The organism is Streptomyces sp. JJ66 (assembly GCF_019303495.1).
Classification (GTDB): domain Bacteria; phylum Actinomycetota; class Actinomycetes; order Streptomycetales; family Streptomycetaceae; genus Streptomyces.
This window is the reverse complement of sequence record NZ_JAEVFI010000020.1, coordinates 44,072-66,602: the sequence shown is the minus strand read 5'-3', so window position 1 is coordinate 66,602 and position 22,531 is coordinate 44,072. Positions and strand designations below refer to the sequence as shown.

Annotated in this window: 23 protein-coding genes; 17 read left to right on the top strand and 6 right to left on the bottom strand. The window is 69.5% G+C overall.

The annotated features are described in order from the left end of the window. Nucleotides 1-72 precede the first annotated feature (72 nt). From JJV70_RS15885 to JJV70_RS15855, 8 genes are all read left to right on the top strand, one after another. Nucleotides 73-2,406 carry a hypothetical protein gene (locus JJV70_RS15885; RefSeq protein WP_219048634.1) on the top strand — a complete coding sequence of 778 codons (2,334 nt, stop codon included), beginning with the start codon at nucleotides 73-75 and terminating at the stop codon, nucleotides 2,404-2,406. A 395-nt stretch (nucleotides 2,407-2,801) separates the two neighbouring features. Then, nucleotides 2,802-3,038, top strand: coding sequence for a hypothetical protein (locus JJV70_RS23530; RefSeq protein ID WP_374227309.1), 237 nt, complete (start codon nucleotides 2,802-2,804; stop codon nucleotides 3,036-3,038). After that, a complete protein-coding gene (locus JJV70_RS23525) occupies nucleotides 3,035-3,229 on the top strand; it encodes a hypothetical protein (RefSeq protein ID WP_374227308.1) in 195 nt (64 codons plus the stop codon). Before JJV70_RS23530 ends, JJV70_RS23525 begins: the two co-directional genes overlap by 4 nt. 18 nt (nucleotides 3,230-3,247) lie before the next feature. Then, nucleotides 3,248-3,493 (top strand): hypothetical protein, encoded by a 246-nt coding sequence (locus JJV70_RS15875; protein WP_219048633.1) that lies wholly within the window; start codon nucleotides 3,248-3,250, stop codon nucleotides 3,491-3,493. Beyond that, entirely contained in the window at nucleotides 3,490-3,678 is a 189-nt protein-coding gene (locus tag JJV70_RS15870; RefSeq protein WP_219048632.1) for a hypothetical protein, read from the top strand. The genes JJV70_RS15875 and JJV70_RS15870 overlap by 4 nt, the downstream gene beginning before the upstream one ends. 79 nt (nucleotides 3,679-3,757) lie before the next feature. Further along, nucleotides 3,758-3,982, top strand: coding sequence for a hypothetical protein (locus JJV70_RS15865; RefSeq protein WP_219048631.1), 225 nt, complete (start codon nucleotides 3,758-3,760; stop codon nucleotides 3,980-3,982). After that, complete coding sequence (locus JJV70_RS15860; protein ID WP_219048630.1) at nucleotides 3,982-4,458, top strand: hypothetical protein; 477 nt, start codon at nucleotides 3,982-3,984, stop codon at nucleotides 4,456-4,458. Before JJV70_RS15865 ends, JJV70_RS15860 begins: the two co-directional genes overlap by 1 nt. 131 nt (nucleotides 4,459-4,589) lie before the next feature. Further along, complete coding sequence (locus JJV70_RS15855; protein ID WP_219048629.1) at nucleotides 4,590-5,711, top strand: IS630 family transposase; 1,122 nt, start codon at nucleotides 4,590-4,592, stop codon at nucleotides 5,709-5,711. Nucleotides 5,712-5,721: 10 nt separating this feature from the next. Here the strand turns inward: JJV70_RS15855 and JJV70_RS15850 are convergent, their stop codons facing one another. Continuing rightward, on the bottom strand, nucleotides 5,722-6,534 hold the full coding sequence (locus JJV70_RS15850; protein WP_219048628.1) for an inositol monophosphatase family protein: 813 nt from the start codon (nucleotides 6,532-6,534) through the stop codon (nucleotides 5,722-5,724). A gap of 105 nt (nucleotides 6,535-6,639) precedes the next feature. Continuing rightward, the gene (locus tag JJV70_RS15845) at nucleotides 6,640-7,236 is read right to left on the bottom strand and encodes a hypothetical protein (protein ID WP_219048627.1); all 597 of its coding nucleotides are present in this window, start codon (nucleotides 7,234-7,236) and stop codon (nucleotides 6,640-6,642) included. A 316-nt stretch (nucleotides 7,237-7,552) separates the two neighbouring features. Here JJV70_RS15845 and JJV70_RS15840 point away from each other — a divergent pair, with 316 nt between their 5' ends. The 7 genes from JJV70_RS15840 to JJV70_RS15810 all read left to right on the top strand — a co-directional run bounded on the left by JJV70_RS15840 (nucleotide 7,553) and on the right by JJV70_RS15810 (nucleotide 13,389). After that, complete coding sequence (locus JJV70_RS15840) at nucleotides 7,553-8,296, top strand: hypothetical protein (RefSeq protein WP_219048626.1); 744 nt, start codon at nucleotides 7,553-7,555, stop codon at nucleotides 8,294-8,296. Between the two features lie 91 nt (nucleotides 8,297-8,387). Further along, nucleotides 8,388-8,600, top strand: a complete 213-nt coding sequence (locus tag JJV70_RS15835; RefSeq protein ID WP_219048625.1) for a hypothetical protein — start codon at nucleotides 8,388-8,390, stop codon at nucleotides 8,598-8,600. Nucleotides 8,601-9,043: 443 nt separating this feature from the next. Continuing rightward, nucleotides 9,044-9,703 (top strand): histidine phosphatase family protein, encoded by a 660-nt coding sequence (locus JJV70_RS15830; RefSeq protein WP_219048624.1) that lies wholly within the window; start codon nucleotides 9,044-9,046, stop codon nucleotides 9,701-9,703. 13 nt (nucleotides 9,704-9,716) lie between these two features. Further along, nucleotides 9,717-10,871 carry a hypothetical protein gene (locus tag JJV70_RS15825; RefSeq protein ID WP_219048623.1) on the top strand — a complete coding sequence of 385 codons (1,155 nt, stop codon included), beginning with the start codon at nucleotides 9,717-9,719 and terminating at the stop codon, nucleotides 10,869-10,871. After that, nucleotides 10,868-11,815, top strand: coding sequence for a phosphotransferase (locus JJV70_RS15820; protein ID WP_219048622.1), 948 nt, complete (start codon nucleotides 10,868-10,870; stop codon nucleotides 11,813-11,815). Before JJV70_RS15825 ends, JJV70_RS15820 begins: the two co-directional genes overlap by 4 nt. Further along, nucleotides 11,730-12,827 (top strand): hypothetical protein, encoded by a 1,098-nt coding sequence (locus tag JJV70_RS15815; protein WP_257574035.1) that lies wholly within the window; start codon nucleotides 11,730-11,732, stop codon nucleotides 12,825-12,827. Before JJV70_RS15820 ends, JJV70_RS15815 begins: the two co-directional genes overlap by 86 nt. A gap of 139 nt (nucleotides 12,828-12,966) precedes the next feature. Beyond that, on the top strand, nucleotides 12,967-13,389 hold the full coding sequence (locus JJV70_RS15810; protein WP_219048621.1) for an NUDIX hydrolase: 423 nt from the start codon (nucleotides 12,967-12,969) through the stop codon (nucleotides 13,387-13,389). 752 nt (nucleotides 13,390-14,141) lie between these two features. Here JJV70_RS15810 and JJV70_RS15805 read toward each other — a convergent pair. Beyond that, nucleotides 14,142-15,266 (bottom strand): ParB/RepB/Spo0J family partition protein, encoded by a 1,125-nt coding sequence (locus tag JJV70_RS15805; RefSeq protein WP_219048620.1) that lies wholly within the window; start codon nucleotides 15,264-15,266, stop codon nucleotides 14,142-14,144. Continuing rightward, on the bottom strand, nucleotides 15,263-16,420 hold the full coding sequence (locus JJV70_RS15800; protein WP_219048619.1) for a ParA family protein: 1,158 nt from the start codon (nucleotides 16,418-16,420) through the stop codon (nucleotides 15,263-15,265). The genes JJV70_RS15805 and JJV70_RS15800 overlap by 4 nt, the downstream gene beginning before the upstream one ends. Before the next feature lie 482 nt (nucleotides 16,421-16,902). Here JJV70_RS15800 and JJV70_RS15795 point away from each other — a divergent pair. Beyond that, nucleotides 16,903-18,137 (top strand): IS3 family transposase gene (locus JJV70_RS15795; protein WP_257574034.1). Its coding sequence is split into 2 segments (ribosomal slippage): nucleotides 16,903-17,182 and nucleotides 17,182-18,137, totalling 1,236 coding nucleotides; the frame shifts between segments, so codons are not numbered across the junction. A 41-nt stretch (nucleotides 18,138-18,178) separates the two neighbouring features. Further along, nucleotides 18,179-18,982, top strand: coding sequence for an IS110 family transposase (locus JJV70_RS15790; protein WP_308294835.1), 804 nt, complete (start codon nucleotides 18,179-18,181; stop codon nucleotides 18,980-18,982). A 154-nt stretch (nucleotides 18,983-19,136) separates the two neighbouring features. Here the strand turns inward: JJV70_RS15790 and JJV70_RS15785 are convergent, their stop codons facing one another. Then, nucleotides 19,137-20,483: a 3'-5' exonuclease gene (locus JJV70_RS15785; RefSeq protein ID WP_219048618.1), complete on the bottom strand. Its 1,347-nt coding sequence runs from the start codon at nucleotides 20,481-20,483 to the stop codon at nucleotides 19,137-19,139. Between the two features lie 63 nt (nucleotides 20,484-20,546). After that, nucleotides 20,547-22,475 (bottom strand): ATP-dependent endonuclease, encoded by a 1,929-nt coding sequence (locus JJV70_RS15780; protein ID WP_219048617.1) that lies wholly within the window; start codon nucleotides 22,473-22,475, stop codon nucleotides 20,547-20,549. Between the last annotated feature and the right edge of the window lie 56 nt (nucleotides 22,476-22,531).

Here is a 22,531-nt window from a genome sequence, read left to right as displayed (position 1 = left end):
CCCGGGGTCCACATCCCTGCGGGCCGGCCGCACCTTTGCGGATCCTCCGTAACCAGACAGGAGATTCCCCCGATGTCCACCATCACCAAGACCGTGCCGAACGCGGAGCCTGCGGAGCGCGCTGCCGCGGCGCTCCAGATCGTCCTCCCCGTCGGGGTGGGCATCCTGGCCCCTTACCTGGACCCGAACGCGGCGGCCTACGCCGGGGCCGGGTTCCTGGTCGGTGCGACGTTCGCCGGAGCCAACTACATGAACCGCCTGGGCCGCTGGGCGAACCAGCTCCCCGGCATCGACATCGCGCGGGCGCACCGCGACACCATGGGGATCTCCACGATCACCACCGGCATGGGCCTGGCCCTGGGTCAGCTGGGCGGAGCCGAGGCGTCCGACGCGCTGATGGCCGGCGCCCTCGAGCCGACCACCATCCCCGGCATCCTGTCGCTGGGCTGGTGGGCCGCGGTGGTCTTCACCGGCTGGCGCCTGCGCCGCGTCTTCGGCAGGCAGAAGATCGAGGTGGAGCAGGCGCCTCAGCCGGTGCAGGCCGCCCCGGCCAACACCGGCACCCCGGGCCCAATGTCCCTGGCCGACAAGATGATCGCGGCCTGGGGGCGCGTGATCAGCGACCCGGAGAACGGCCGCTACCGCAACCAGGTCCTCTCCGACGTCGTGATCTACGCCGACCGCTGGGAGGGGCGGATCACCGCAGCCCTGGGCGACTCCGTGAACGTCTCCAAGGAGGCCGTCTCCAGCCTCTTCGGCCGCTCGGTCGACGACATCACCATGAACTACGGGGCGCACTCCGGGGAGGCGTTCATCACCGTCTGGTACACCCAGCGCCCGGAGCTGGATCCCTCCACCCTCCAGGGCGCCTGGAAGCGGGTGCGGGCGCGGGTCCTGTCGAAGACCCACCTGGAGGAGGTCGGCGACGACGTGAACACCGGCGGCCAGGTCGCGCGCGTGGTGGCCGACGACGACCTGGACGCACTCCCCCGCGTCGTCAACCTCGGGGAGCTGGCCGGGGCGCTGCGCCGCTCCATCGACCTCGTCTCCTACGAGCCGGGACGGCGCGACCCCCGGCGCGCGGTCATCCGCGTCATGGACCACAACCCGCTGGAGGCCGGCCACGACTTCCCGGGCCTCGACTCCCTGGTGGCCACCCCGGGCGGCTGGGTCAACATCGGAAAGATCGTCTCCGGCTTCCCCGCGAAGATCCAGCTGTTCGACCCCAAGCTCGGCGCCCTCCACGTCGTGATCGCCGGTACCACCGGCTCCGGCAAGGGCGGCACGGGCCAGATGATCAGCCTGGCCTACCACGCCAACAAGATGGCCCAGCTCTACGGCGACCCCAAGGGCGCCTCCAACCCCGCGATCCCGAAGATGGCCGTATACAGCGGCCTGACGCAGCACGGCGCCCTGGGCGCCATGCGGATCTCCTGGTGGGTCCTCCAGCACCGGATCGAAGAGGCCGCCCGCCTGGAGCTGAAGAACTTCGAGCCGACCGCGATGCGGCCGTACTGCGCCACGATCCTGGACGAGGCCGCCCAGATGCTGGCCCCGGGCGCACCGAACCGCAAGGAGGCCGTGAAGATCGTCAAGGACGGCGCCTCCCTGACCCGCTCCATGGGCATGCCCTGGGTCCTGATCAACCAGACCGTCAACCTGGACCAGCTGGGCGGCGAGCAGGCCATCCGCGCCAACCTCCTGGCCGGCGGAACCTGGATCATCCTGCGCACCGACAGCGACCAGATCAACCTGGGCGACCTTCCCCCCGGCTTCGACGGGATCGACCCCTCCCTCATCCCGCCGGTATGGGTGGAGGAGGACGACGCGCTGGTCTACGACCCGACCATCGAAGAGTCGGACCCGCGCCGCACCTTCGGCCTCGGCTACGTCGCGGCCCCGGGCGGGCGCGCGGGCATGATGCGCATCGACAACCTGGAGGACGCCACCGAGCACATCCGGCCGGAGAACATCATGGCCCCGGCCGACGTGCCCTGGTGGGGCGACCAGGCGTACATGGAGGAGCTGGCCATGACGCCTATCCCCGGCTTCGAGGAGAAGGACGGCGAAGGCGGGACCGGCGAGGCCGGGACCTCGTTCCCCGGTGTCGACCTCCCGAGGGCCAAGGAGCTCACCTCGGAGGAGAAGGTCCTGGCCGCCCTCCGCGACGAGTCCGACCCCATGTACGTCGACATGCTCGACCAGGGCGACGACATCGACCCCGACGATATCGACTACGTGGAACGGGGCAAGCTGCAGGCCGCTTGCGGGGTCGCGGAGTCGACCTTCGCGAACGTGCTGAACAAGCTGGAGAAAGCCCGGAGGATCCACCGGATCAAGGAAGGAAAGACCTCGAAGGTGGCCCTGGGCCCCCGGCCGGAGAACACCAGCGAAGAGGCCGCCTGACCGCTGCCACACCACGGCGCGCATCCCACACGGGAGGCGCGCCGTTCCCGTCCCGCTCAAGCACCGCCCGCCGCTGACCTGACGCTCTGCCTGGCTCTCGCCCGCCCCGCTTCGGGGCCGGGCGAGGACCGGACAGGCCGCCTGGCCGCACGCCTCACCCCTTCCGCCCCGCCGGCAGTGCTGCGCCCCGCCGGCAGTGCTGCGCCCCGCCGGCAGTGCTGCGCCCCGCCGGCAGTGCTGCGCCCTGCCNGCAGCACTGCCCGCCATAACCCCTGTTGGAGGACACCCGTGCTCATCCCTCGCCCGCGCCGCCGGATCGGCCGGCCCCGCCCGCAGCGCCCCAAACCCCGCTACCCGCAGCGCCCCGACCGGCTGCCCGGCGCCTTGAGCAGGTGATGGCCGGCCAGGACGAGGACCTGGTCGAAGTCGACCCCTACGACCCCGGCGACGGCTCTCTACCGGTCTACCGGTGGAAGCAGGCCGGACGCGCGACCCTTGCCACCCGCCGCCAGCTACGCCAGATGGGACTGCGCCCCGCAGGAGCCGAGCCGGTCGCCCGGATCGCATGCCGCGGCGGCAAGCGGTGGGCGTGGCTGTACCGGATCGACCTGGCCAAGCCCAAGTTCCGATGACCCTCGCGAAGGAGGCCGCGCTCGACGCCGCGATGGCCAAGCGCCAGACCTGCGGCGCCTGTGGCCGGCGCTACTTCCACTGCATCCCCTTGAAGACCTTGGGGTCCTGTCTGGAGTGCCACGACGGCACGCCCGCCGACCCCAACTCCTACATCGCTCCCCCGGCGCCGGATCACCGGCTCGCCGCATGACCTGAGAGGACCACCGCCATGAGCACAACTGTCCGCGTCTCCGCCTTCACCGAGCCTGAGCGGCCCAAGAACCTCCAGATCCGGTTCGTCACGATCGGCGGGTCCTTCGTCGACGTCACCGGCCTCGGTGAGCACCCTAAGAACCGGTGGAAGTGCCACGGCTGCAAGGCCACTTCGCAGTTCCCGGAAGAGGACTACCTGTTCAGCATCCGCGAGAACGCCAACGACCACGCCGCCGCCTGCCGCGCCATCCCGCTGACATGATCGCCCGCGACAACGAGGTCCTGGTCCTCGCCTGCGAGGACGACCCCCGTGCCGAAGGCCGCGTCGGATACGTCCTGGACGAAGTCCCGCCCGGCGAACTCACCGACTACCGCTGGACCGTGGCCGGGCTCGGCCTGTTCATCGGCAACGTCCTGTGCCACGACGACGAACTCGAATGGCTCTGACCAGCACCACCGCGCACACCCCGGCCCCGCCCATGGGCGGGGCCGACCCATTCCGTCTTCGAAATCAGGAGTACCCCGCATGCAGCGTCGCGTCGTCGTCGCCGCCCTGCTCGGCTTGACCCGCGCCGCCAGCGCCGCTGGCGACTACTGGGTCAACGCGACAAAGGCCGTGCTTACCATTCGAAGTGTCTTGGTCTCCTGGCGCTCGCGCAGTAGCACCGGTTTCCCGTCGCAGGGCGCCGGTGTCGCGGTCGTCCGGCGTCGCGGTCTCGCCTCGCGATTCGCTCTGGTGGGTGGTCGCTGATGACCTCCATCGATCAGATCGCCACCCTGGCGACGTTCGGCTCGGTGTGGGCCGTGCTTGCTGTCGGCCACAACCTCGCGGACCACGTCATCGGACAGACCGACCGCCAGGCCGAGGGGAAGGCGGCGCCGTCGGCGGCAGAGATCGCCGACGGCGCGAGCCCGCGACGGGGCTGGGATACGTGCCTGCGACACGTCGCCCAGTACCACCTGGTGATGGCCGTGATACTGGCGCTGGTCTGGGGCGTCCTGCCGCTGCAGATGTCCTGGTCCGGCCTGGTGGCGGGCCTTGCCGTGTCGGCCGCGACCCATGCCTTCTTCGATCGGCGATGGCCGGTCCGCTGGCTCCTGGAACACGTCGGCTCCAAGGGGTTCGCCGAGCTGAAGGCGGCCGGGATGAACGGCATGTACCTCACCGACCAAGCCCTCCACCAGACCGCGCTGCTGGTCTCCGCCCTGCTGATCACGTTGCTGTGACGGAACTTTGACTGCTCGCCGTCGGCCCGCTAGTGCTGTGACCGCATAGGTTCGCCGGGTTGCGGTTGGCGCTCGTGGTGGCTGGGCCGGTTGGATGTCGGGAGACGTTCAACGCAGTGTCGGGAGGCGTGGTGGCAGAGCCGGTCAAGGTCCGCAGACTGACCGATCAGGAGGGCCAGCAGTTACGGCGGATCGTGCGGCGGGGCAGTACCAGCTCGGTGCGCTACCGGCGGGCGATGATGTTGCTGGCCTCGGCTGGCGGCAACCGGGTGCCGGTCATCGCCCGGCTGGTGCAGGCCGACGAGGACACTGTGCGGGACGTGATCCACCGTTTCAACGAGATCGGCTTGGCCTGTCTGGACCCTCGCTGGGCGGGAGGCCGTCCCCGCCTGCTCTGTCCTGACGACGAGGACTTCGTCATCAAGACGGCCACCACCCGCCCGGCCAAGCTCGGCCAGCCCTTCACCCGCTGGTCGATCCGCAAACTGCTCGCCTACCTCCGTCGAGTTCATGGCCGGGTGATCTGCATCGGGCGCGAGGCCCTGCGCTGCCTGCTCGCCCGACGCGGCGTCACCTTCCAGCGCACCAAGACGTGGAAGGAGTCCACCGACCCCGAGCGGGACGCCAAGCTCGACCGGATCGAGCATGTCCTGGAACGCTTCCCCGACCGGACGTTCGCGTTCGACGAGTTCGGCCCGCTCGGCATCCGTCCCACCGGCGGCAGCTGCTGGGCCGAACAGAGTCGCCCCGACCGCCTGCCGGCCACCTACCACCGCACCCACGGCGTGACCTACTTCCACGGCTGCTACTCGGTGGGCGACGACACACTGTGGGGTGTCAACCGCCGCCGCAAGGGCGCCGCGAACAGCCTGGCCGCGCTCCGGTCGATCCGCGAGGCCCGTCCCGACGGCGCCCCGATCTACGTGATCCTGGACAACCTGTCCGCCCACAAGGGCGCCAAGATCCGCCAGTGGGCCAGGCGCAACAACGTCGAGCTGTGCTTCACCCCGACCAACGCCTCCTGGGCCAACCCCATCGAGGCGCACTTCGGACCGCTGAGGCAGTTCACCCTCGCTAACTCCCACCACCCGAACCATACGGTCCAGACTCGCGCGCTGCACGGCTACCTGCGTTGGCGCAACGCCAACGCCCGCCATCCCGACGTCCTGGCCGCCAAACGCAGGGAAATCGCCCGCATCCGCAGCGAGAAGGGCATCCGCTGGGGCGGACGCCCCCTTCAAGCCGCAGCTTGACCGAATCCGGCTAAACCTGTGCGTTCACAGCAGGGCTGCGGATCATCGACATCAGCAGCCCATGGGTCTCGGCGTCAGCGGCCACCACAAGCCCACGGCCTGCCTGCCCGACAGGGGCGCCGTCGATGCCGGTGACTACGCAGCCGGCAGCCCGGCACAGAGCGATGCCGGCGGCGAAATGCACGCTACCGGACAGGTCGCCGCCGTCAGTGACGTACGCGGCGCGCTTGCCGGCCGCGACCCAGGCCAACGCCAGCGTCGTGGACACGACCCGCGGCCGGAACCGCTCGACGAACTCAGGGTGGGCCAGCAGGTCCACGGCTCGGAATCCGGGCGCGCTCGGGAACGGCGGATCCAGGTTGACGTCCACCAGCCGGGTGGCGGGCGTGGGTGCCAGTTGCTCATCGATCCCGTCGTGCCGCACCCAGGCGGTCTCGCCGTCGGTGAAGAAGACCTCGCCGCTGGACGGGTCGGCCACCGCCGCCGCCCCGTCGCGCAGCGCCACGTTGACGGCCACCAGCATGTTGCCGACGGCGTAGTTCAGAGTGCCGCACAAAGGATCCACCAACCACTGGCGCACAGTGTCGGCCGCACCCTGCTGCCCGCCTTCCTCGCCGAGAACCGCGTCATCGGGCCGAGCGGTACGGATGACGCCGAGGATCGTCTCCTCGGCTTCCACGTCGGCCGCGGTGGCGAAGTCACCGGCGCCCTTGTCAATGCGGGTGAGCCGCTGGCCGTACATGTTGCGCACCACGTCCGCTCCGGCACGTGCCCCAGCTATCGCAACCTCAGCATCGTCCGAACTCGCGTATGAGTTGATCACGCCGTGCAGAATATCGGGGCGAAGCCACCAACCCGGCGAACCTATGCGGTCACAGCACTAGCTGCGGTCCGGGCGGCGGACCACCGGACCGACCCGAACCGCCAGTTAGGGTCGGTCGGGAGTGGCGCCGAACAGGGGGTCGAGCGGATCGCCCTCGTACCCGAGGACGAGGCAGGCCGCGGCGACCGGTCCTCGGGAGAGCTCTGCGAGCCGGGCCAGGGCAGCCGCGTCAGTCGGCAGTCCAGCCGGATCGAGACCGAGCGCCCGGGCCGCAAGGTCGCGTCGCCGGTCGAGGTCGGGCACGTTCTGCCGATACTCGTCGGCGACCGCCTGGAGTTCTCTGGCTGTCCGTCCGGGAGCATCCCGCCACCACGGTGCCACCAGACACAGCCGCACCAAATCCGGCAGTCCGACCGCAAGCGGTCCGGCCTCACCGTCAAGGCTGACGTACACCACGGGGCGTTCCTCACCGCCCTCACCAACGAAACAGAACGCGTCCCCTGAGCCCGCCCGCGCGAACTGCTCCAGCCGGGCCCCGGAGGCGAGCCGGACCCCGTCCTCCAACTCGTGATCGGCTGGATTCGTCACGTCGAGGTCCGCGACCCCGGCAAAGAAGCCGACGACGCGCCCGTCGCTAGCCAGGAGAGGCAGCAACGCGCCCGGGTGGGCGGGCACGTCGGCTGACGCATTTGACCTGTGCATCCGACAACCGTAACCAGGTCATCCGACACCGCTGCGGCCTGGTCCTCCGCGACGTCCTGGCCATCGCCAGCGTCGGCTACCCGCAGGAAGCCAGCGAGGACCTGGACTCCGCCGTCACGTACCTCACCGACGCGCTGATCAGCCCCGAGGGTGACCAGCGCTCGCTCGCTCCTGGCATGGGCGCGCACCCACCTGCGCATCGGCATCGAAGCGACCCGCTGACCCGTGCGCTGAGCACACTCTGTACCGCCCCGGCCCGTTCCGCCGGGACGGTCGCAGTGGCCCCTAAGCCCGACACCACAAGGAGGAACACCTCGTGCACCACCAGCCGACCACCGCGTACCCGGACGCCTACCGGCCCGCCCCCTCCATCTCCCGCCTGATCACCGAGATCACCCAGGAGACCTTCTGGGCTCGCCACGGCTTCGTGCGCGGCGACCGCGTGTTCAGCTCGGAGTACCTATGGCGGCGGGAACGCACCGCGCTGCTGCTCCGCGCTGTCGTGAGCGACTTGTTCGCCCTCGAGCGGCCGGGCGATGAGCAGGCCGCGAACGACGCCGTCCGGGCCGCGCTCGCCGTCCGTGACGCGGACGGACTCCGGCCGTGCGACCGGGAAGAAGTACGCGCCTGGCTGCGGAGTGAGTTCACCAAGCACGAGACCAGCGAGGCGCCGCACCCGCCGAACTGCCCCGGCGGGTGCGGCGGATGCGGCGAGGTGATGGCGATCCTCACCTACGACGCCGAGGGCGCGCCGGTGCACCAGGAGCCCGTGCAGTGCGATCGGGGCGAGCCAGCGGACCCGCACCCCGAGGACTGCCGCTGCGGCGGCACCGGCCGCTACCGGCCCTACGGGGAGCGGGGGGACCGGGAGGTGTGCTTGGGCTACGTCCCCGGCCCCCACTGCGAACGCTGCGGCTGCACCGAGGAGGCACCCTGCCCGGGCGGCTGCTGGTGGGTTCCCAGCGATGGGATGTTCGACCTGTGCAGTGCCTGCACCCCCGCCCGCGACGACGGCCAGACGGTGCCGGCCGCAGCGTGCTTCGACGAGGCGCCGTTCTAGACCCGCCCATACCTCTCCGGCGGCCCACAGGCATCCGGCCTGCGGGCCGCCACCGTGTTCCCGCCCACCATCCACTCTCAGGAAGGGTTTTGTGAATCTCAGCATCTCCACTTTCACGCCGGGAAGCGTGACCGCGCTGGTCGACCTCTCCGACAGCGGCAAGTCGACCTCCGCCCGTCGCTTCCCCGCACCGTGGCGGATCCACCTGGACACCTACCGCGAGATGGCCACCGACTCCTTCTCTGTCAAGTCCTGCGTTTTGAACGAACCCGCCTCAGATTCAGACACTCCTATTCAGTCGTGACCAGCGTCGATGACTCCGACCTGACGTCAGCATTGCCGCCGTTGGCGGGACGTCGAAGGTGACCCGGCCTGGCACCCCCACTCGCCGCACATCGACCTCGAGCACGACGACGGCGTCCAGGAGCACGAGGTGGACCTCACTCAGCTCGCGGTCTACCAGCTCACCGGATGGAACCGCCAGGAGCCTCCCTGATGGTGCTGTACGTCGACGGCCTGGCCGACTACGGGCAGCCCGCCCTCGACCGCGGCCTGCCCGACCGACACTCGTGCCACCTGCTCGCTCACCCCCGCCGCCCGCACGGCGGCCCGCCGGGCAGCTCGGACTGCTCCCCGAAACCGACCTCGTCCGTATCGAGCCGCCTACCCCACCGCGCCCAGCACAGAACCGCGCCCGAACGTCCGCGCTGCACCAACCCCCCTTCCCCGAATCTGAAGAGGATGGCGATGCTCCTCCTTGTACGTCACGCCGAATCGATTGAGAACGCCACCAAGTACACCGGCTTCTACGCGAACCCCCGCCCGTGGACCGGGCCGGCCGCGCATGCCCTGTCCCGGGATGTCGTCGGTCTGACGCCCCGTGGCTTCCTCCAGTGCCTGTGGCTGCGGCAGACCCTGGCGGATCTGACCGGCCCCGACCCCGTTGTCCGCACCTCGCAGTACCGTCGCGCCCTCGATACCGCCGAACTCGCTCTGCCCGGTCTGTCCTACGAGGTGACCGCGCTCCTCAACGAGCAGCACTACGGCGCGGCCACCTACATGACCAAGCACGAGCTGTACGCCACCTATCCCGAAGGGGCGGAGGACCGGCAGACCCGTAAGCACCTGTGGACGCCTCCCGGTGACGGCGGGGAGTCCCTCGCTGGCGGCGTTCTGCGGCGGGCCTCGGCGTTCGTCGACGGACTGCACACCGCGCCGGCGGCGGATGTCGTGGCGGTCACCCACCACACCGCGATCCTCGCGCTGCGCGCGGTTCTGGAGCGCCGGCCGGTGACCGAACTGGTAGACGAGGCCCGGGAGCACAAGACGCCCAACGCCGCCGTCCTGGTCTACGAGCAGTCCGACGGCCTGTTCCACGCCCGCGGCACCATCCCACCGGACTGCTGAGGAGCTCCGAGCTGTGAACTTCCTGTACCTCAACGGGCCCGTGCAGAACGGCCCCTTCACCCTCGCCGAACGGCCGGGCAAGGCTGCCGGCATCCGCGCGTCCGACGCGCTCAACAACCTCCTCGATGTGGGGCCGGCCCCGCACCTGTGGAACACCGCCACCTTGGCCGGAGACCTGCGCCACCGTGACGCCCCCGACCGGGACACCATCGGCCGGCACGAGCGGGAAGAGCGTGCGATCGCCGCCAAGTACGCACCGGGCGCGGCTCCGGCCGGTGGCGTCCTCACCGACACCGCGCCCGCCGTGGCCGCCCTCGCGCTGGAGATGACCGAACACCTCCTGCAGGACGGCGTCCTGACCCTCACTCCCGTCGCGGTTCAGCTCTGCACCCTCTGCGGCCACATGACCGGCACCGTTCCCCACGCCTGCCGCGCGTGCGGGCACCCCGGCTCCCGGCCGCTCACCCGGAACCTGCTGGTCTGGGACCGGCCTCACGATACGCCGGTGCTCGCACGTGACGACGTCCACGCCCACCAGGCCAAGCCACCAGGGCATCTGCTGACCATCGCCTCGAACGTCCCGGATCGGCTGATCCTGTCCCGCACCCGCGACCACGGCATCAGCCTCGCGCCGCTCGGGCTCGACGGCCTGGTCCTGGACCCGCGGGCCGGCGTGCACGTCGCCGTACTGGCCGCAGCCGCCCGGCACGGCGCGGAGCGGCCGGTGATGACGGTCACCGAGAACGCCGCGGCGAACGTCGCCGCCTACGGAGCCCTGTTCCGGCGGCACAACGGAACGCGGCTGCGGTACGCGCTGCACGGGCGCATCCCGTACGACGACACCACGGCGCTGCAGCGACTGTGCGAGGTACACCGCGTCAGCCCGCCGCAACGGGAACGGTTCCTCACCTGGTTCCTCCCCCTGTGCTCACTGCACATCCGGGCGGGCATCACCGCGGCCCAGCTCCCCGCCCTGCTGAAATTCTGGCGCCGCGCCCACCTGGCCCGGCCGGACACACCCGGGAGTGACGACCTCGCCGAACTGCGCCGCCGCGTCGCGGCGGGTGATATGCGCTGGGTCATGGACGTGAGAACCCTGTCCCGCGCCATCCCCGAGCCCCCGGCCACTGACGCCTTCACCAAGGAGCCGGAAGGAGCGAGCAGATGAACGACAACAACAACTCCTGGCGGTTCGTCAAGAAGCGGACCGCCGCCGACGGCGCGGTCTACGTCTCCGCCGACGGAACACGCTACCGGCGCACCGGCGGCACCGAACTCCAGGCCGAGGCCGCCTTCCAGCGCCGGATCGCAGACCTGGACTACCCGGTCCCGCACCTCCTGGAGGAGGGCGTCACCGACGACGGCCACTACTACGTCGTGGAGGAGTCCCTGGGCGACCAGACCCTGCACGACCGCGCGCTGGCGTCACTGGACGGCGGCCGCGCCCTGCACGACGACGTCACCGACACCGCCGCACAGGTCGCAGCCCGGCTGCTGCGCGCCCAGGCCGCCCACCGTGTCGAGCCCACGCCCGGCGCACTGCGGCAGTGGCTGGAGAGTGCCGGGTTCACCCAGAACGTCTTCCAGGAGAACCCCGACCTGGACAACACCCGCACGCATACCGCGCTCGACCGTGCGCTGGACCGCCTGGCCACGGCTCCGCTGGCGGCTGGCCACCTCGACTACGGCCTGCCCAACGTCCTGCCGGCCGGAGTCATCGACTGGCAGCACCACGGCCTGGTCCCCCTCGGATACGACGTCCTCCCGGCCCTGGAGATCATCGCCTTCAAGGGCGGCACCAAGGGCTACATGGCCAGCCCCAGCCAGCGGCACCGCTACCTCGCCGTGCTGGACGACGCGGCCCGCAACACCACCGGGCAGCCCATCAGCCAGAACCTGGGCGCATACCTGCTCGTCAAGGCCCTGTTCTTCCTCGCCCTGATGCGGCCCACCGACCCCTCCCGCACGGACAAGCACCTGAAGTGGCAGTACCGCCGGCACCTCTTCACGAAGGGACTCGAGCAGTATGAGCACACCGGGACGGTCGATACCGCCCTCTTCCCCGGACTCGAAGAGTTCGCCGCTGGGCACCGCGCTGGCGACCATCCGTGACCGCGACTACCTCCTGGACCGCGCCGGGGTGATCTTCAAGGTCATCGGCGATGTCCACCCCGGCACGCACTTCCTGGGGTACGTCAAGTACTACCCGGACGTCCGCGGTGACCGGGTGCTGTTCGGCCGGACGTACCGGCAGAACAGCGTGGTCTCCAAGGCGTTCGGGCTCCTCGCTGACCGGCCCGAGTGCTACATCTACTCCCCCGCCGTGGGGTGCGTCATCACCGGCGTTCCCCGCGAGGACATCGTCACCCACTACTCCTGCCGCCAGACCCTCGCCGCACTGCACCAGGACCCTGGCCTCCTGGACCAGACGGCGGTCAGCGAGGACCTGCTCGCCATCATCGACTGGATCGTCGCGGCCGGTGCCGCGGACGTCATCGGGGTGACCGGGTCCTTCCTGGTCGGTGCCTGCAACGCCCGCTCCGACATCGACCTGGTCTGCTACGGTCCGCGCGGCTACGAGGCGGCACAGGCCCTGTTCGCCGAACGCACCCTCATTCGCCCGTACGAGGGTGAGTCCCTGACCCGGCTGTACGTGCGGCGAGCCAAGTACATGGTGGGGGGAAGTTTCGACGCGCTCATGCGGCAGGAGGCCCGCAAGCTGCAGGGCCTGACGGCCGGTGCGGGGGCGCACATCAACTGTGAGCCGCTGAGGGCCGACGGCGACAAGACGTTCGCCGGGGTGGTCGCCAAAGAGGTAGGGGCGATCTCCGTCCTGGCCCGGATCACGGATCACTCCGAGGGGCTGGTCACGCCGGCGCTCTATGGGATCGAGGTGGACACGGTCACGGAGTCCACGGTCGAGGAGCCGTCCGTGTTCGCCCGCCGGATCACCCACCTGCGCAGCTACCTCGGTGCGTACACCGGGGCGTTCCGCACCGGCGACGTCGTCTACGTGTCCGGTCGGCTGGTCCACATCCAAGGACCCGACGCACACCGCGGCTTCGGCATCGAGCTGACCCCGTGGTCGGCAGCCGAGTCCTTCCTCGCCAACCTGACCCGCTGAGCCGCACGTACAGCGTCCATGACCCGCCGACGAATACGCCGCTGCCCAGCGCGCCCAGGGCACCAACGCCCGCGCCGCGATGGACCTGTCCAGCGACCAGTTCCTCGTCATCACCGACACCACCCACTGAGAGGCCCACATGACCGACACCGAGACGCCCGAGGCCATCCGCTACACCGCCGACGTGGTGGCCCTCACGCCCGACGGCAGCGTGCTGCTGATCGAACGCGACTGGCCGCCGTACGAGGGCACCTGGGCACTGCCCGGCGGGCACGTCGACTCCGGCGAGACCAGCCGCGCCGCCGCCGCCCGCGAACTGGAAGAGGAGACCGGCGTCCGGGTGGCTCCCGGCGACCTGCGCCCCATCGGCGTCTGGGACGCACCCGACCGCGACCCGCGCGGCCGGTACGTCACCGTCGCCTTCGCGGCCGTCGTCCCTGCCAGCACCCGGATCATCGCCGGGGACGACGCCCGCACCGCCCGCTGGTGGCCCCTGAGCAACCTGCCGGAGCGCCTGGCGTTCGACCACGCCGACATCCTCCGCGCGGCCACGACCTCCTGACACTCCCGCACGAGACACTGCGGCGCCGCGCCCCGAACGGAAGGCCGGGGCGTGCACCCACCTGCGTGACGGCATCGAGACAGCCAGCTGATTTCGCCCCCGAGTTGAGCACACTGTGCCGTTCCGGACCCGCGCCCGCGGGCCGGGGCGGTCGCCGCGGCCCCCAACCCATGGACATCGAGAGGAGATGGACGTCATGCACCGCACCGGTCAACCCGGCCTGAGCCGCGTGCACCTCTTCACCGGCCGCACTCCCTGCAGGCGCGCGAGAACCAGGCCGACGAGCTCAAGCCCCGCCTCGGCGCCCTCCACCCGCTGCACCGCCGACCCCGTGCCGGCGAGCACCTGCACGACCCCGAGCCGTGCCACCCCGGCCACCACGGCTACTGCCAGGCCCACTACTGGACGGACACCGACTGCCCGCACGGCCGGGCAGCCGCACTCCTGCGCCAGGTCAACACCACCGAGGAAAGGCCCGCCCAGTGAAGCTCTTCCGCCGCAACCACACCACACCCAACATCGACACCGAGGACCAGACATCGCCGTGAGGGTCGGCCCGTTCATCGAGCGCGCCGACCCCAGCGCCCAGTCCACCTGACCCACCGCGACCTGCACCGGCCCGTCGTCCACCGCTGACCATGGCAAAGGCGCCCGTACCCTCGCGTAGGGGGTACGGGCGCCTTTTTGTGTTCTGCAGGAAGCGCGGCCTTCCCGCCTCGGCCATGTTGTCCGCGGACAACACTCGGGGCTGACTATGCGCGGATGCTCAGGGCTTCCAGCAGCGCGGTCAGTTCCTCAGCGGAGAACGCCTCAGCCAGGGCAGCGGCCTGATCGGCCGCGGTCTCACCCAGGAGCTGCCGCAGAAGCAGCACGTTGGAGCTCTCCCCACCGGCCCCATCGGTTGCCTCGCTCCCTTGGTGCGGGATCGCGCCGCTGGTGGAGGGCTCACTGGTCTCCGTGTTGTCCGCGGACAACACATCCGCGTTGTCCTTCGCCGGCTCATCTGTGTTGTCCGCGGACAACACGGTGTCGGGGGAGGAACGGGCGTGGCTCGGCTCCTGCGTGGTCGTCGTGTTGTCCGCGGACAACATCTGAGCCTCTCTGGCCGCGCGGAGCAGCTCCTTGTTCTCCTCGCGCTGGGCAGCTTCCTGGGCCTTGATCTCCTTCCAGAGCGAGACCAGGTCGGCGGCATCAAGCGCCGGGTTCTCCTTGAGCCTGCGGGCGAGCTGCCGCCCATCGCGCTCAGCCATCTCTCCCGCGCTGAGGAGGGCCTGAACCTCCTCAGGGAGGGTGAGAAGGGCGAGCTGATTGGTCACCCAGGAGCGGTCCTTGCCGAGACGAGTAGCAGCTGCACTCTGGTTGCCGTGGCAGACCGCAACGAGCTCCTGGACGCCGCGAGCGCGCTCGATGGCGTCGAAGTCCTCGCGGTCCAGGTTCTCCTTCAGCAGGTTGTCGATGAACTCCTCACGTGAGACGGCGAGCTCGTCACGGACGACGAAGTCCAGGGCCTCCAGGCCCACCTGCAGGGCTGCGCGGTAGCGGCGCTCCCCGTTGACCAGCACGAACTGGGCAGATCCGATCCGGTCCTCGTGGTCGGGCCACAGCTTGAGGTACACGGCGCGGGTGACGGCCGTACAGGCGGCGAGCTGCACCTTGCGGAGCTTCTCGCCGAACTCGGTCAGTTCGGCCTCGCTGCCGAAGTTTCGCCGCGGGTTCAGCGGTGTGGGGGAGACCTCGGCAAGGGGCAGGCGTACGAGCTCGTACTCGGGGATGTCGCCCTGCGCGACGGCCTTGGCGCGGCCGCGCTCGCTGCGCTGCCCGCTGCGGGGGATCCGCCCGAAGGAGGAACCGGATCCGAGCTTGTCGGCGACGCTCATGCGACGCTCCTTGCGATGGTGCGCATGGCGGAGGCCTGATCGCAGGTGGGTGCGTAGGAGAGCAGCGGCTGCTTAAGCCGCACCGCCTCGAGCTGGTCCTTCATCTGCGGGATGACCGCGATGACGGGCGGGTCCCCGACCTGCTTCCAGTTGTCCAGGGACGATGTGGCGACGTAGCCGCGGCGGGCGTCGTAGAGGGTGACGATGAACCCGAGCAGCGCGATGTCGAGGTCGAGGTCGTTGCTCAGGTCCTGGATCTGGTCGTAGAGCATGTCGAAGGCGTCGGCGGAGGAATCCTCGGCCTGTACAGGGATGAAGATCCCGGAGGTGCCTTCCTCTTCGCCGTCGCGGGTGCGGGCGTAGTAGATGGCGGTGTCCATCGTGTAGCCCAGGCTCGGAGGGCAGTCGATGATGATGTAGTCGAAGTCCTGCTCGATCGGCTCCAGCGCTTTCTCCAGGGCCGTCTCCTTCACCCGGACGTGGCGGGTGGTCGCGAGTTTCGCATCGAGCAGGAAAGCGTCCTTGCAGCCGGGGAGGACGAAGAGCCGCCCGCCGAACGTCTCGGCTTCGATCGGAACCAGGAGGTCGGCAAGCTCGCCCTTGGCCTCCCCCAGCATGTGCTTGGCGACGCTCGGTTCGTCAATGCCGATCATCTTCAAGCCGAGCTGCTGGGTCAGGTGGCACTGCGCGTCGAAGTCGACGACGCAGACCCGGTAGCCCATCTCCGCCAAGGCCTCTGCGACGCCGGCCGCCGTCGTGGACTTGCCGACACCGCCCTTCTGGTTGCCCATGATGATCCGGCGGGCACCGGTGGGCCGCTTCTGTCGGCGGTTCGTCGAATACGGATGCGTGTCGAGCCACAGGCGGATGGCCTGAGCGATGCCCTGCGTGTAGGACAGGCCATGGCTCGCGCAGTCCGCCTTGAAGTCGGCGTTCAAGCCGGTGGGGATGTAGGTCGAGAAGGGCGTGCCGCCGGAGGTGTCGACAGTGGCGAGCGGCTCCGTCGTGGAGCGCCAGGCTTGGATGCCCTCGGTCACGGCATCCTTGATATCCACCGAGAGTTGAGCGGCGCGTACCTTGAGCTCCTGACGGAGCATGGGTGGCAGCTTGGAAACTACCTTTTCCCGCTCACCGGGGCCGTAGGGTGCAGTCATGGCGGTACTTTACTAACTTCATGGCTGGTTGTAAGGAACCCGGGCACGTCGTGTTGCATCCCGCGCGTCGCGGCGGCCGGCACCGGCGTTGTGGCGCCAGGCACGGCTGAGGTCGTGCTCCAGGAGAGCGGCGGGGGGATGGTCGCCCTGCCGTCGACATCGACGGGCGGCTGGACGGCGTGTGCACCGCTGCGATCCTCATGATCGGCCACGGCCCGCGTATCAACCGGTAGCGGGGCCAACCCAGGGCCGGACGTTATGGGTCTTGGGGATCAGCCAGGACATCCCCAGGGCTCGGCTTTGTGGAGTCGCGTTGTCCCACGACGGCGCGACTCCGGTGCCACGGCTCCACTGGACCCGCGAGCCTGGCCTGATCCGCCCTCAGCGGAGGGCCTTGATGGCGAAGCCGCACTACTGCGGCTGCCGGATGTGAACCGCCCCGGGTTTGTTGGAGGCATCGAAGACCCGGAAGGATCCCGGCCATGGCTGCACCCAGGAAGTACTCCGACGAACTGCGCGAGCGTGCGACGCGGATGGCGATTGAGGCCCGCAAGGACGCTGCCGGCCGGGCGGGAGCGATCAGGCGCATCGCCGATCAGCTCGATGTGCACCCCGAGGCCCTGCGGACGTGGGTGAAGCGGGCCGAGACCGACGAGGGGCTGCGCGAGGGCGCTACGAGCCAGGAGGCGGCCCGGATCGCCGAGCTGGAACGCGAGGTCAAAGAGCTGCGCAGGGCGAACGCGATCCTGAAGTCCGCCTCGGCTTTCTTCGCCGCGGAGCTGGACCGCCCACAGCGTTGAAGGTCGCCTACATCGACCAGCACAAAGAGGAGTTCGGCGTCCAGCCGATCTGCACGGCCCTGAAGGACACCGAGGCCGAGATCGCGCCGAGCACCTACTACGCCGCCATCAACCGTCCGCCCTCGGACCGCAGCGTGCGCGACGCCGAGCTCACCGAGGAGATCCGCGTGATCCACGCCGCGAACTACGGCGTCTACGGCGTCCGGAAAGTCCACGCCGCCCTGCGCCGAGCCGGCCGGAAGGTGGCTCGCTGCACCGTGGAGCGGCTCATGCGCGAGGCTGGGCTGCGCGGCGTCAGCAGAGCCAAAGGGCCACGCACCACCCGGCCCGCTCCCGAGACGAGCAGGCCCACTGACCTGGTGAAACGCGAGTTCACCGCAAGCGGACCCAACCAGCTGTGGGTGGCGGACATCACCTACATTCGCACCTTCTCCGGCTGGGTGTACGCCGCGTTCGTCATCGACGTCTTCTCCCGCATGGTGGTCGGCTGGCAGGTCGCCACCAGCCTCTACACCGACCTCGCCCTCGACGCACTCGACATGGCCCTGTGGCGCCGCCGCCGCGACGGCGCGGACCTGACCGGGCTCATCCACCACTTTGACCGCGGCGTGCAATACCGCGCTGTGCGCTACACCGACCGTCTTGCTGATGCTGCCGCCGTGGCATCGGTCGGCTCACGCGGCGACTCCTACGACAACGCCCTCGCCGAGGCGTTCAACAGCCTGTTCAAGGCCGAGCTGATCCGCAACAAGGGGCCCTGGACATCCATCAATGACGTCGAGATCGCCGTCGCCGAGTACACCGACTGGTTCAACCGCAGGCGCCTCCACGGCGAGCTCGGCCACCTCCCACCCGCCGAACTCGAGGCCCTCCACACGACAACACCCACACCAGAACCCGCCCTCAAAACCAGCTAACCCACCGTCCACCAAACCCAGGGCTTGACAACGTGGTCGACGTGCCCTCGACCCTGTCGGCCCGGGCCCGGCTGCTGGCCACCGGCGGCGACCGCAAGACTGGCGCCAAGGATGCCCTCCATGTCGCCCAGGTCGCGCTCTTCCGCCACGACCTGCGACCCGTGGTCCCCGAAGATCAGACCACGATCCTGCGGCTGCTGACCGAGCGGCGGGACGACCTGGTCCACGAACGCACTCGCGTCCTGAACCGGCTTCATGCCGTCCTGCGCGATCTCCTGCCCGGCGGAGCACCCGCCGGCCTGTCGGCCGACAAGGCCGCCGCCTTGATGAAGGGCATCCGGCCGGTCACGGCCACCGACAACTGCCGCCGGGACATAGCCCGTGACCTGCTGGCCGACCTGCGCAGACTGGACCGGCAGGTCAAGGACAACGAAGCCGAGATGCGCGAGGCCCTCGCCGCGACCCGCACCACACTGACCACCCTGCCGGGCCTGGGCACCGTGCTGGCCGCCAAGGTCATCGGCCACATCGGGGACGTCAGCCGGTTCCCCACCGAGCACCACTTCGCCAGCTACACCGGCAGCGCACCCCTGGACGCCTCCAGCGGCAACAACGTCCGCCACCGGCTCAACACCAGCGGCAACCGCGCGCTGAACTCGGTGCTGCACACCATCGCCGTCTGCAAGATACGCGACGGCGGACGCGGACAGGACTACTACCTGCGCAAGATCAGCGAGGGGAAGACGCCTTCGGAGGCCCGCCGGGCCCTGAAACGACGGCTGTCCAACGTGGTCTACCGGATCATGAAACGAGATCAACGGAACCGCCTTGCTCAGGCCGCTTGACACACAGAGGCGCTATAAGGTCACAAACGCCCGTCCGGCCGCGTGCGTGGTGACGCCACCCGGTGGGCCGACAAATCCCAAACAGGACAGTCGAGACGTCAGTCAGGCGGAGGGTCAGTCCCACCAGCAGCGTCACCACGTCACATCCTCACTGTCAGGCGTGCGGCACGGCCGTGGCCGCGAGGACCGTACCCGCGGGCGGGTCGCTGACCGGGTCCCCCGGCGCGGGCGGGGTCGGCGTGAACGCGGTGCCGCGCCCCTTCGAGATCTCGATCAGGACCTGCCGGGCCGACTCGCAGTCGCCGGCGGCGCGGTGACTGCCGCCGAGCCGGAGCCACCGGCGGGAGCCGAGCCACTGGGCGTACGCCTCCATCAGGCAGTACCAGCTGTCCCAGGGCTCCAGGCGCATCGGCCTCTTCCCGGCCCGGGCGATGTCGCGGAGCACGGTGGACCTGTCGAACTCGGCGTTGTACGCGAGAACGACGCGCCTCTTGGTGACCTTGCGGAGCCGGGGTAGCACCTTCTCGAACGGCCGCTTGTCGGCGACCATCTCGTCCGTGATGCCGTGCACCCAGCGGGCCCCGTCGCTGATCTCGGCGTCGCCGGGGTTGACCAGGGTGTCCACCAGCTTCTTGCCGGTGGCCGCGTCGATCACGGCGATCTCGACGGTGTAGCCGGACAGGTCGGTGGTCTCGGTGTCGAGCACGACCGCACGGCCCGGCTCCAGCAGGTCCCGCGCCTCCCGGGTGATCTCGCCCCACGCCGGGCACAGCTCGATCTCGCCTGCGTACGCGCCTGCCTCGGGATCGTCGGCCAGCTCCCGCCGCACCGTGGCCTCGGTGGGCAGGTCCTCGATCCGCTCCCAGTCCAGCTCCCAGCGGTCGGAGTACGGCGAGTGCCAGGCCCAGACGGTCACGCCGTGCCGGTCGGCGAGGCCCTGCGCGAAGCCGCGGACGGCGGCGGCCCGGGTGGGGGCGAGCCGGGCGTACTCGCGCAGCGGAGACGGCTTCCCCCTCGGCAGGCCGCGGACCGCCTCCCAGTCGACGCCGGGCAGCTCCAGCAGTGCGCGGACGTCACCGAGCCGGTAGAGCGAGACGGTGACCGTGCGGTAGCGGCCGACCTCCTTCTCGTAAACGTGCGCCGGGCGGACCCACCCGGCGGCCTCGACGTACTTCCAGTCGCTCGCCCGGATCTCCAGCACGTCCGTGGCGGCGGCCTGCGCGGTGACGTACTGCTCGCCGTCGGCCTCGGCGGCCATCGTGTCCAGGTCGGTGATCAGGTACCGGCCGCCGCGACCGGTGGTGATGCGGCCCTCCTCCCCCATCCGCACCAGGTCGCTCCAGTGCCAGCCGATCCGGTCGGCCGCCGCGTCCCGCGGCAGGCTCGCCGCCTCCCACGCCAACCGGTCGGCGACCACCGACCGCACCAGGTCGACATCGAGGGCGAGCGCGGCCGCCGTGGAGTACATCGGCCAGCCCTTGTAGTGGTCGTTCTCTGTCAAGTTCTGCTTGTTGAACCGACCGGAAAGATCAGGGGACAGGGCGACGCTTGGTGCAGACTCGGCTCAGCGCCCAGGAATGAGGGAGTTGAGTCGGGTGAACAGCTGATCGGCTCGCGCGATCGTTGCCGGGTCGATCAGCGGTGTCAGGGCTGCCTGCTCGCGAAGGAGAACGGCCGCCGGCTTGTAGTGGTTGAAGCGCGCGGTGATGTTCCGCTTCTTGAACTCGGCCTCGATCTGGCGAACAACGCGGGGATCCTTGGCGTTGAGGTCCGCTGCCGTGATCGGGGTGGTGAGATCGGTGGCGTAGGCGCGGTTGACCAGGTCCAGGTAGAAGTCACGGTCGAAGAGATCCTCAACGTCCGCGTCAGCCGCGCTGGTGAACTCGCTGATCTCGACGAGTCCGTTCCTGGCGAGCTGATCGTTGTCCCGGAGCCGCTGGATGGCCCCGACGTCCTTGGTGCTGGAGTCGACGAGGACCGCAACGTTCAGCTTGTTCGCACCCAGGAGGGTCACGAAGGTGGACAGCTTCCCCGATCCGCCGATGGGGGTCTTCACCCAGCAGGGGTCAAGCCCGGTGGAGCCGTTCGCCTCAGCGATCTCCGTGAGGACGTCCAGGTAGATCAGGTCACTCGGGCCTTCGAGAAGCAAGACGTGCTCGCCCACGAACAGCGTCTGGGTCATCTCGATCCCCATCGCGGTCAGCAGGGGGAACACAGTGTCCTCGTCGGCCTTGAAGATCTCCGAGGAGACCTTCGCACCGCCGCGTTCCATGTCGATGACCGTCCGGACCCTCTGGATGTGGTCGGGATCGACCATGAACGGGGAGTGCGTGGTGTAGAGGACCTGGTGCTTGGGAGCCAGCCGCTCGTCGATCAGACGGAGCAGGTCCGCCTGGGCTCGGCCGTGCAGGGACAGACCCGGCTCGTCCAGCAGCAGGATCAGGTCCGTGGTGCCGGCGTCCTCCAGCTCATTGAAGTAGGCCAGGAAGCTGAAGAACCAGACGAAGCCGCGGGAACGGTCGTCGAAGGGGACCGATGCCTTGTGGCGGGTGTTGAAGACGCGAACCTGGAGGATCGGCCCCTCGTTGAAGGGCGGCTGGGCCCCGGTTTCGGGGGTCAGGACCTTCAGCTGGACTTCCAGCTCCTGGTTCTGCGACCAGTAGTCGAAGACCTCCTCCGAGATGACGTTGCCCGCGTTCTCCAGCTCACGGATGAGCCGTTCGTGCTGATCGGAGTCCTGGAAGTCCTCTGGTGCGACTCCCGCCATGTCCAGCAAGCTCAGCAGAGCGCGCTCACCGCGCTTGAGGTCTCCCGAGTCCCTTCGCCGGACCAGATCGGGCAACGAGACCTTGCCGGGCATCGTGTCGTAGTCCGCGAAGTAGACGAACTTCGGCATGAGCGGGCTGGCGTACTTGTCGATCAAGTACAAGCCGAGATCGCAGTCGCGCCAACCTCGGATGCGGTCGGCCAGCGCGGACGCGGCGGACGGGGGCTCCTCCAGCGCGTCGAGAGCATCGAGGAGGTCCCCGATCGTCTTCGCGTCGCTGATGGCCTTGGCGGCCGCGGCCGGCAGGTCCAGAGCGGAACGCAGGTGATCGACGACCGCCGCCTCGTTGTAGTGGAGCTCGAAGGTCTCGTCGTCGTCCCGGTAGCCGATGACGACCTCGAATTCGGGGCTCCTCATGGCCTTCGGGCCGAGGTCCTCCTCGATGGTCTTGATCTCGGTGTCGTCGAAGCGGAAGGTCGCCCGGACCACCGGGATCTTCTGGTTGGCCGGGAGCTTCTTGCGGTCGCGAGTCTTGCGGGCAGGGAAATCGACCACTTCGTCGAAGGCGGCGGGCTCCACGGGGTTGAGCCGGAAGAGCGCCTGGAGGAGCGTCGTCTTGCCCGACTCGTTCTTCCCGACGAAGCAGGTGACGTCCTCCTCGACGTCGAATATGGAGGAGTCCTCGACGGAGCGGTAGTCGGTAATACGTGCCTTGATCAACTGCACTGTGCTGGGGTCCTTCCTCGTTTTCAGCGAGGTGGCCCGGCGTGCCAGATCGAGAG

What these genes read in the sequence shown, in the direction of transcription:
- JJV70_RS15885 (WP_219048634.1), top strand. Translation starts at nt 73, where the DNA reads ATGTCCACCATCACCAAGACCGTGCCGAACGCGGAGCCTGCGGAGCGC.
- JJV70_RS15800 (WP_219048619.1), bottom strand. Translation starts at nt 16,420, where the DNA reads ATGACTGCACCCTACGGCCCCGGTGAGCGGGAAAAGGTAGTTTCCAAG.
- JJV70_RS15875 (WP_219048633.1), top strand. Translation starts at nt 3,248, where the DNA reads ATGAGCACAACTGTCCGCGTCTCCGCCTTCACCGAGCCTGAGCGGCCC.
- JJV70_RS15805 (WP_219048620.1), bottom strand. Translation starts at nt 15,266, where the DNA reads ATGAGCGTCGCCGACAAGCTCGGATCCGGTTCCTCCTTCGGGCGGATC.
- JJV70_RS15815 (WP_257574035.1), top strand. Translation starts at nt 11,730, where the DNA reads ATGAGCACACCGGGACGGTCGATACCGCCCTCTTCCCCGGACTCGAAG.
- JJV70_RS15865 (WP_219048631.1), top strand. Translation starts at nt 3,758, where the DNA reads ATGCAGCGTCGCGTCGTCGTCGCCGCCCTGCTCGGCTTGACCCGCGCC.
- JJV70_RS23530 (WP_374227309.1), top strand. Translation starts at nt 2,802, where the DNA reads ATGGCCGGCCAGGACGAGGACCTGGTCGAAGTCGACCCCTACGACCCC.
- JJV70_RS15810 (WP_219048621.1), top strand. Translation starts at nt 12,967, where the DNA reads ATGACCGACACCGAGACGCCCGAGGCCATCCGCTACACCGCCGACGTG.
- JJV70_RS15820 (WP_219048622.1), top strand. Translation starts at nt 10,868, where the DNA reads ATGAACGACAACAACAACTCCTGGCGGTTCGTCAAGAAGCGGACCGCC.
- JJV70_RS23525 (WP_374227308.1), top strand. Translation starts at nt 3,035, where the DNA reads ATGACCCTCGCGAAGGAGGCCGCGCTCGACGCCGCGATGGCCAAGCGC.
- JJV70_RS15860 (WP_219048630.1), top strand. Translation starts at nt 3,982, where the DNA reads ATGACCTCCATCGATCAGATCGCCACCCTGGCGACGTTCGGCTCGGTG.
- JJV70_RS15870 (WP_219048632.1), top strand. Translation starts at nt 3,490, where the DNA reads ATGATCGCCCGCGACAACGAGGTCCTGGTCCTCGCCTGCGAGGACGAC.
- JJV70_RS15830 (WP_219048624.1), top strand. Translation starts at nt 9,044, where the DNA reads ATGCTCCTCCTTGTACGTCACGCCGAATCGATTGAGAACGCCACCAAG.
- JJV70_RS15845 (WP_219048627.1), bottom strand. Translation starts at nt 7,236, where the DNA reads ATGCACAGGTCAAATGCGTCAGCCGACGTGCCCGCCCACCCGGGCGCG.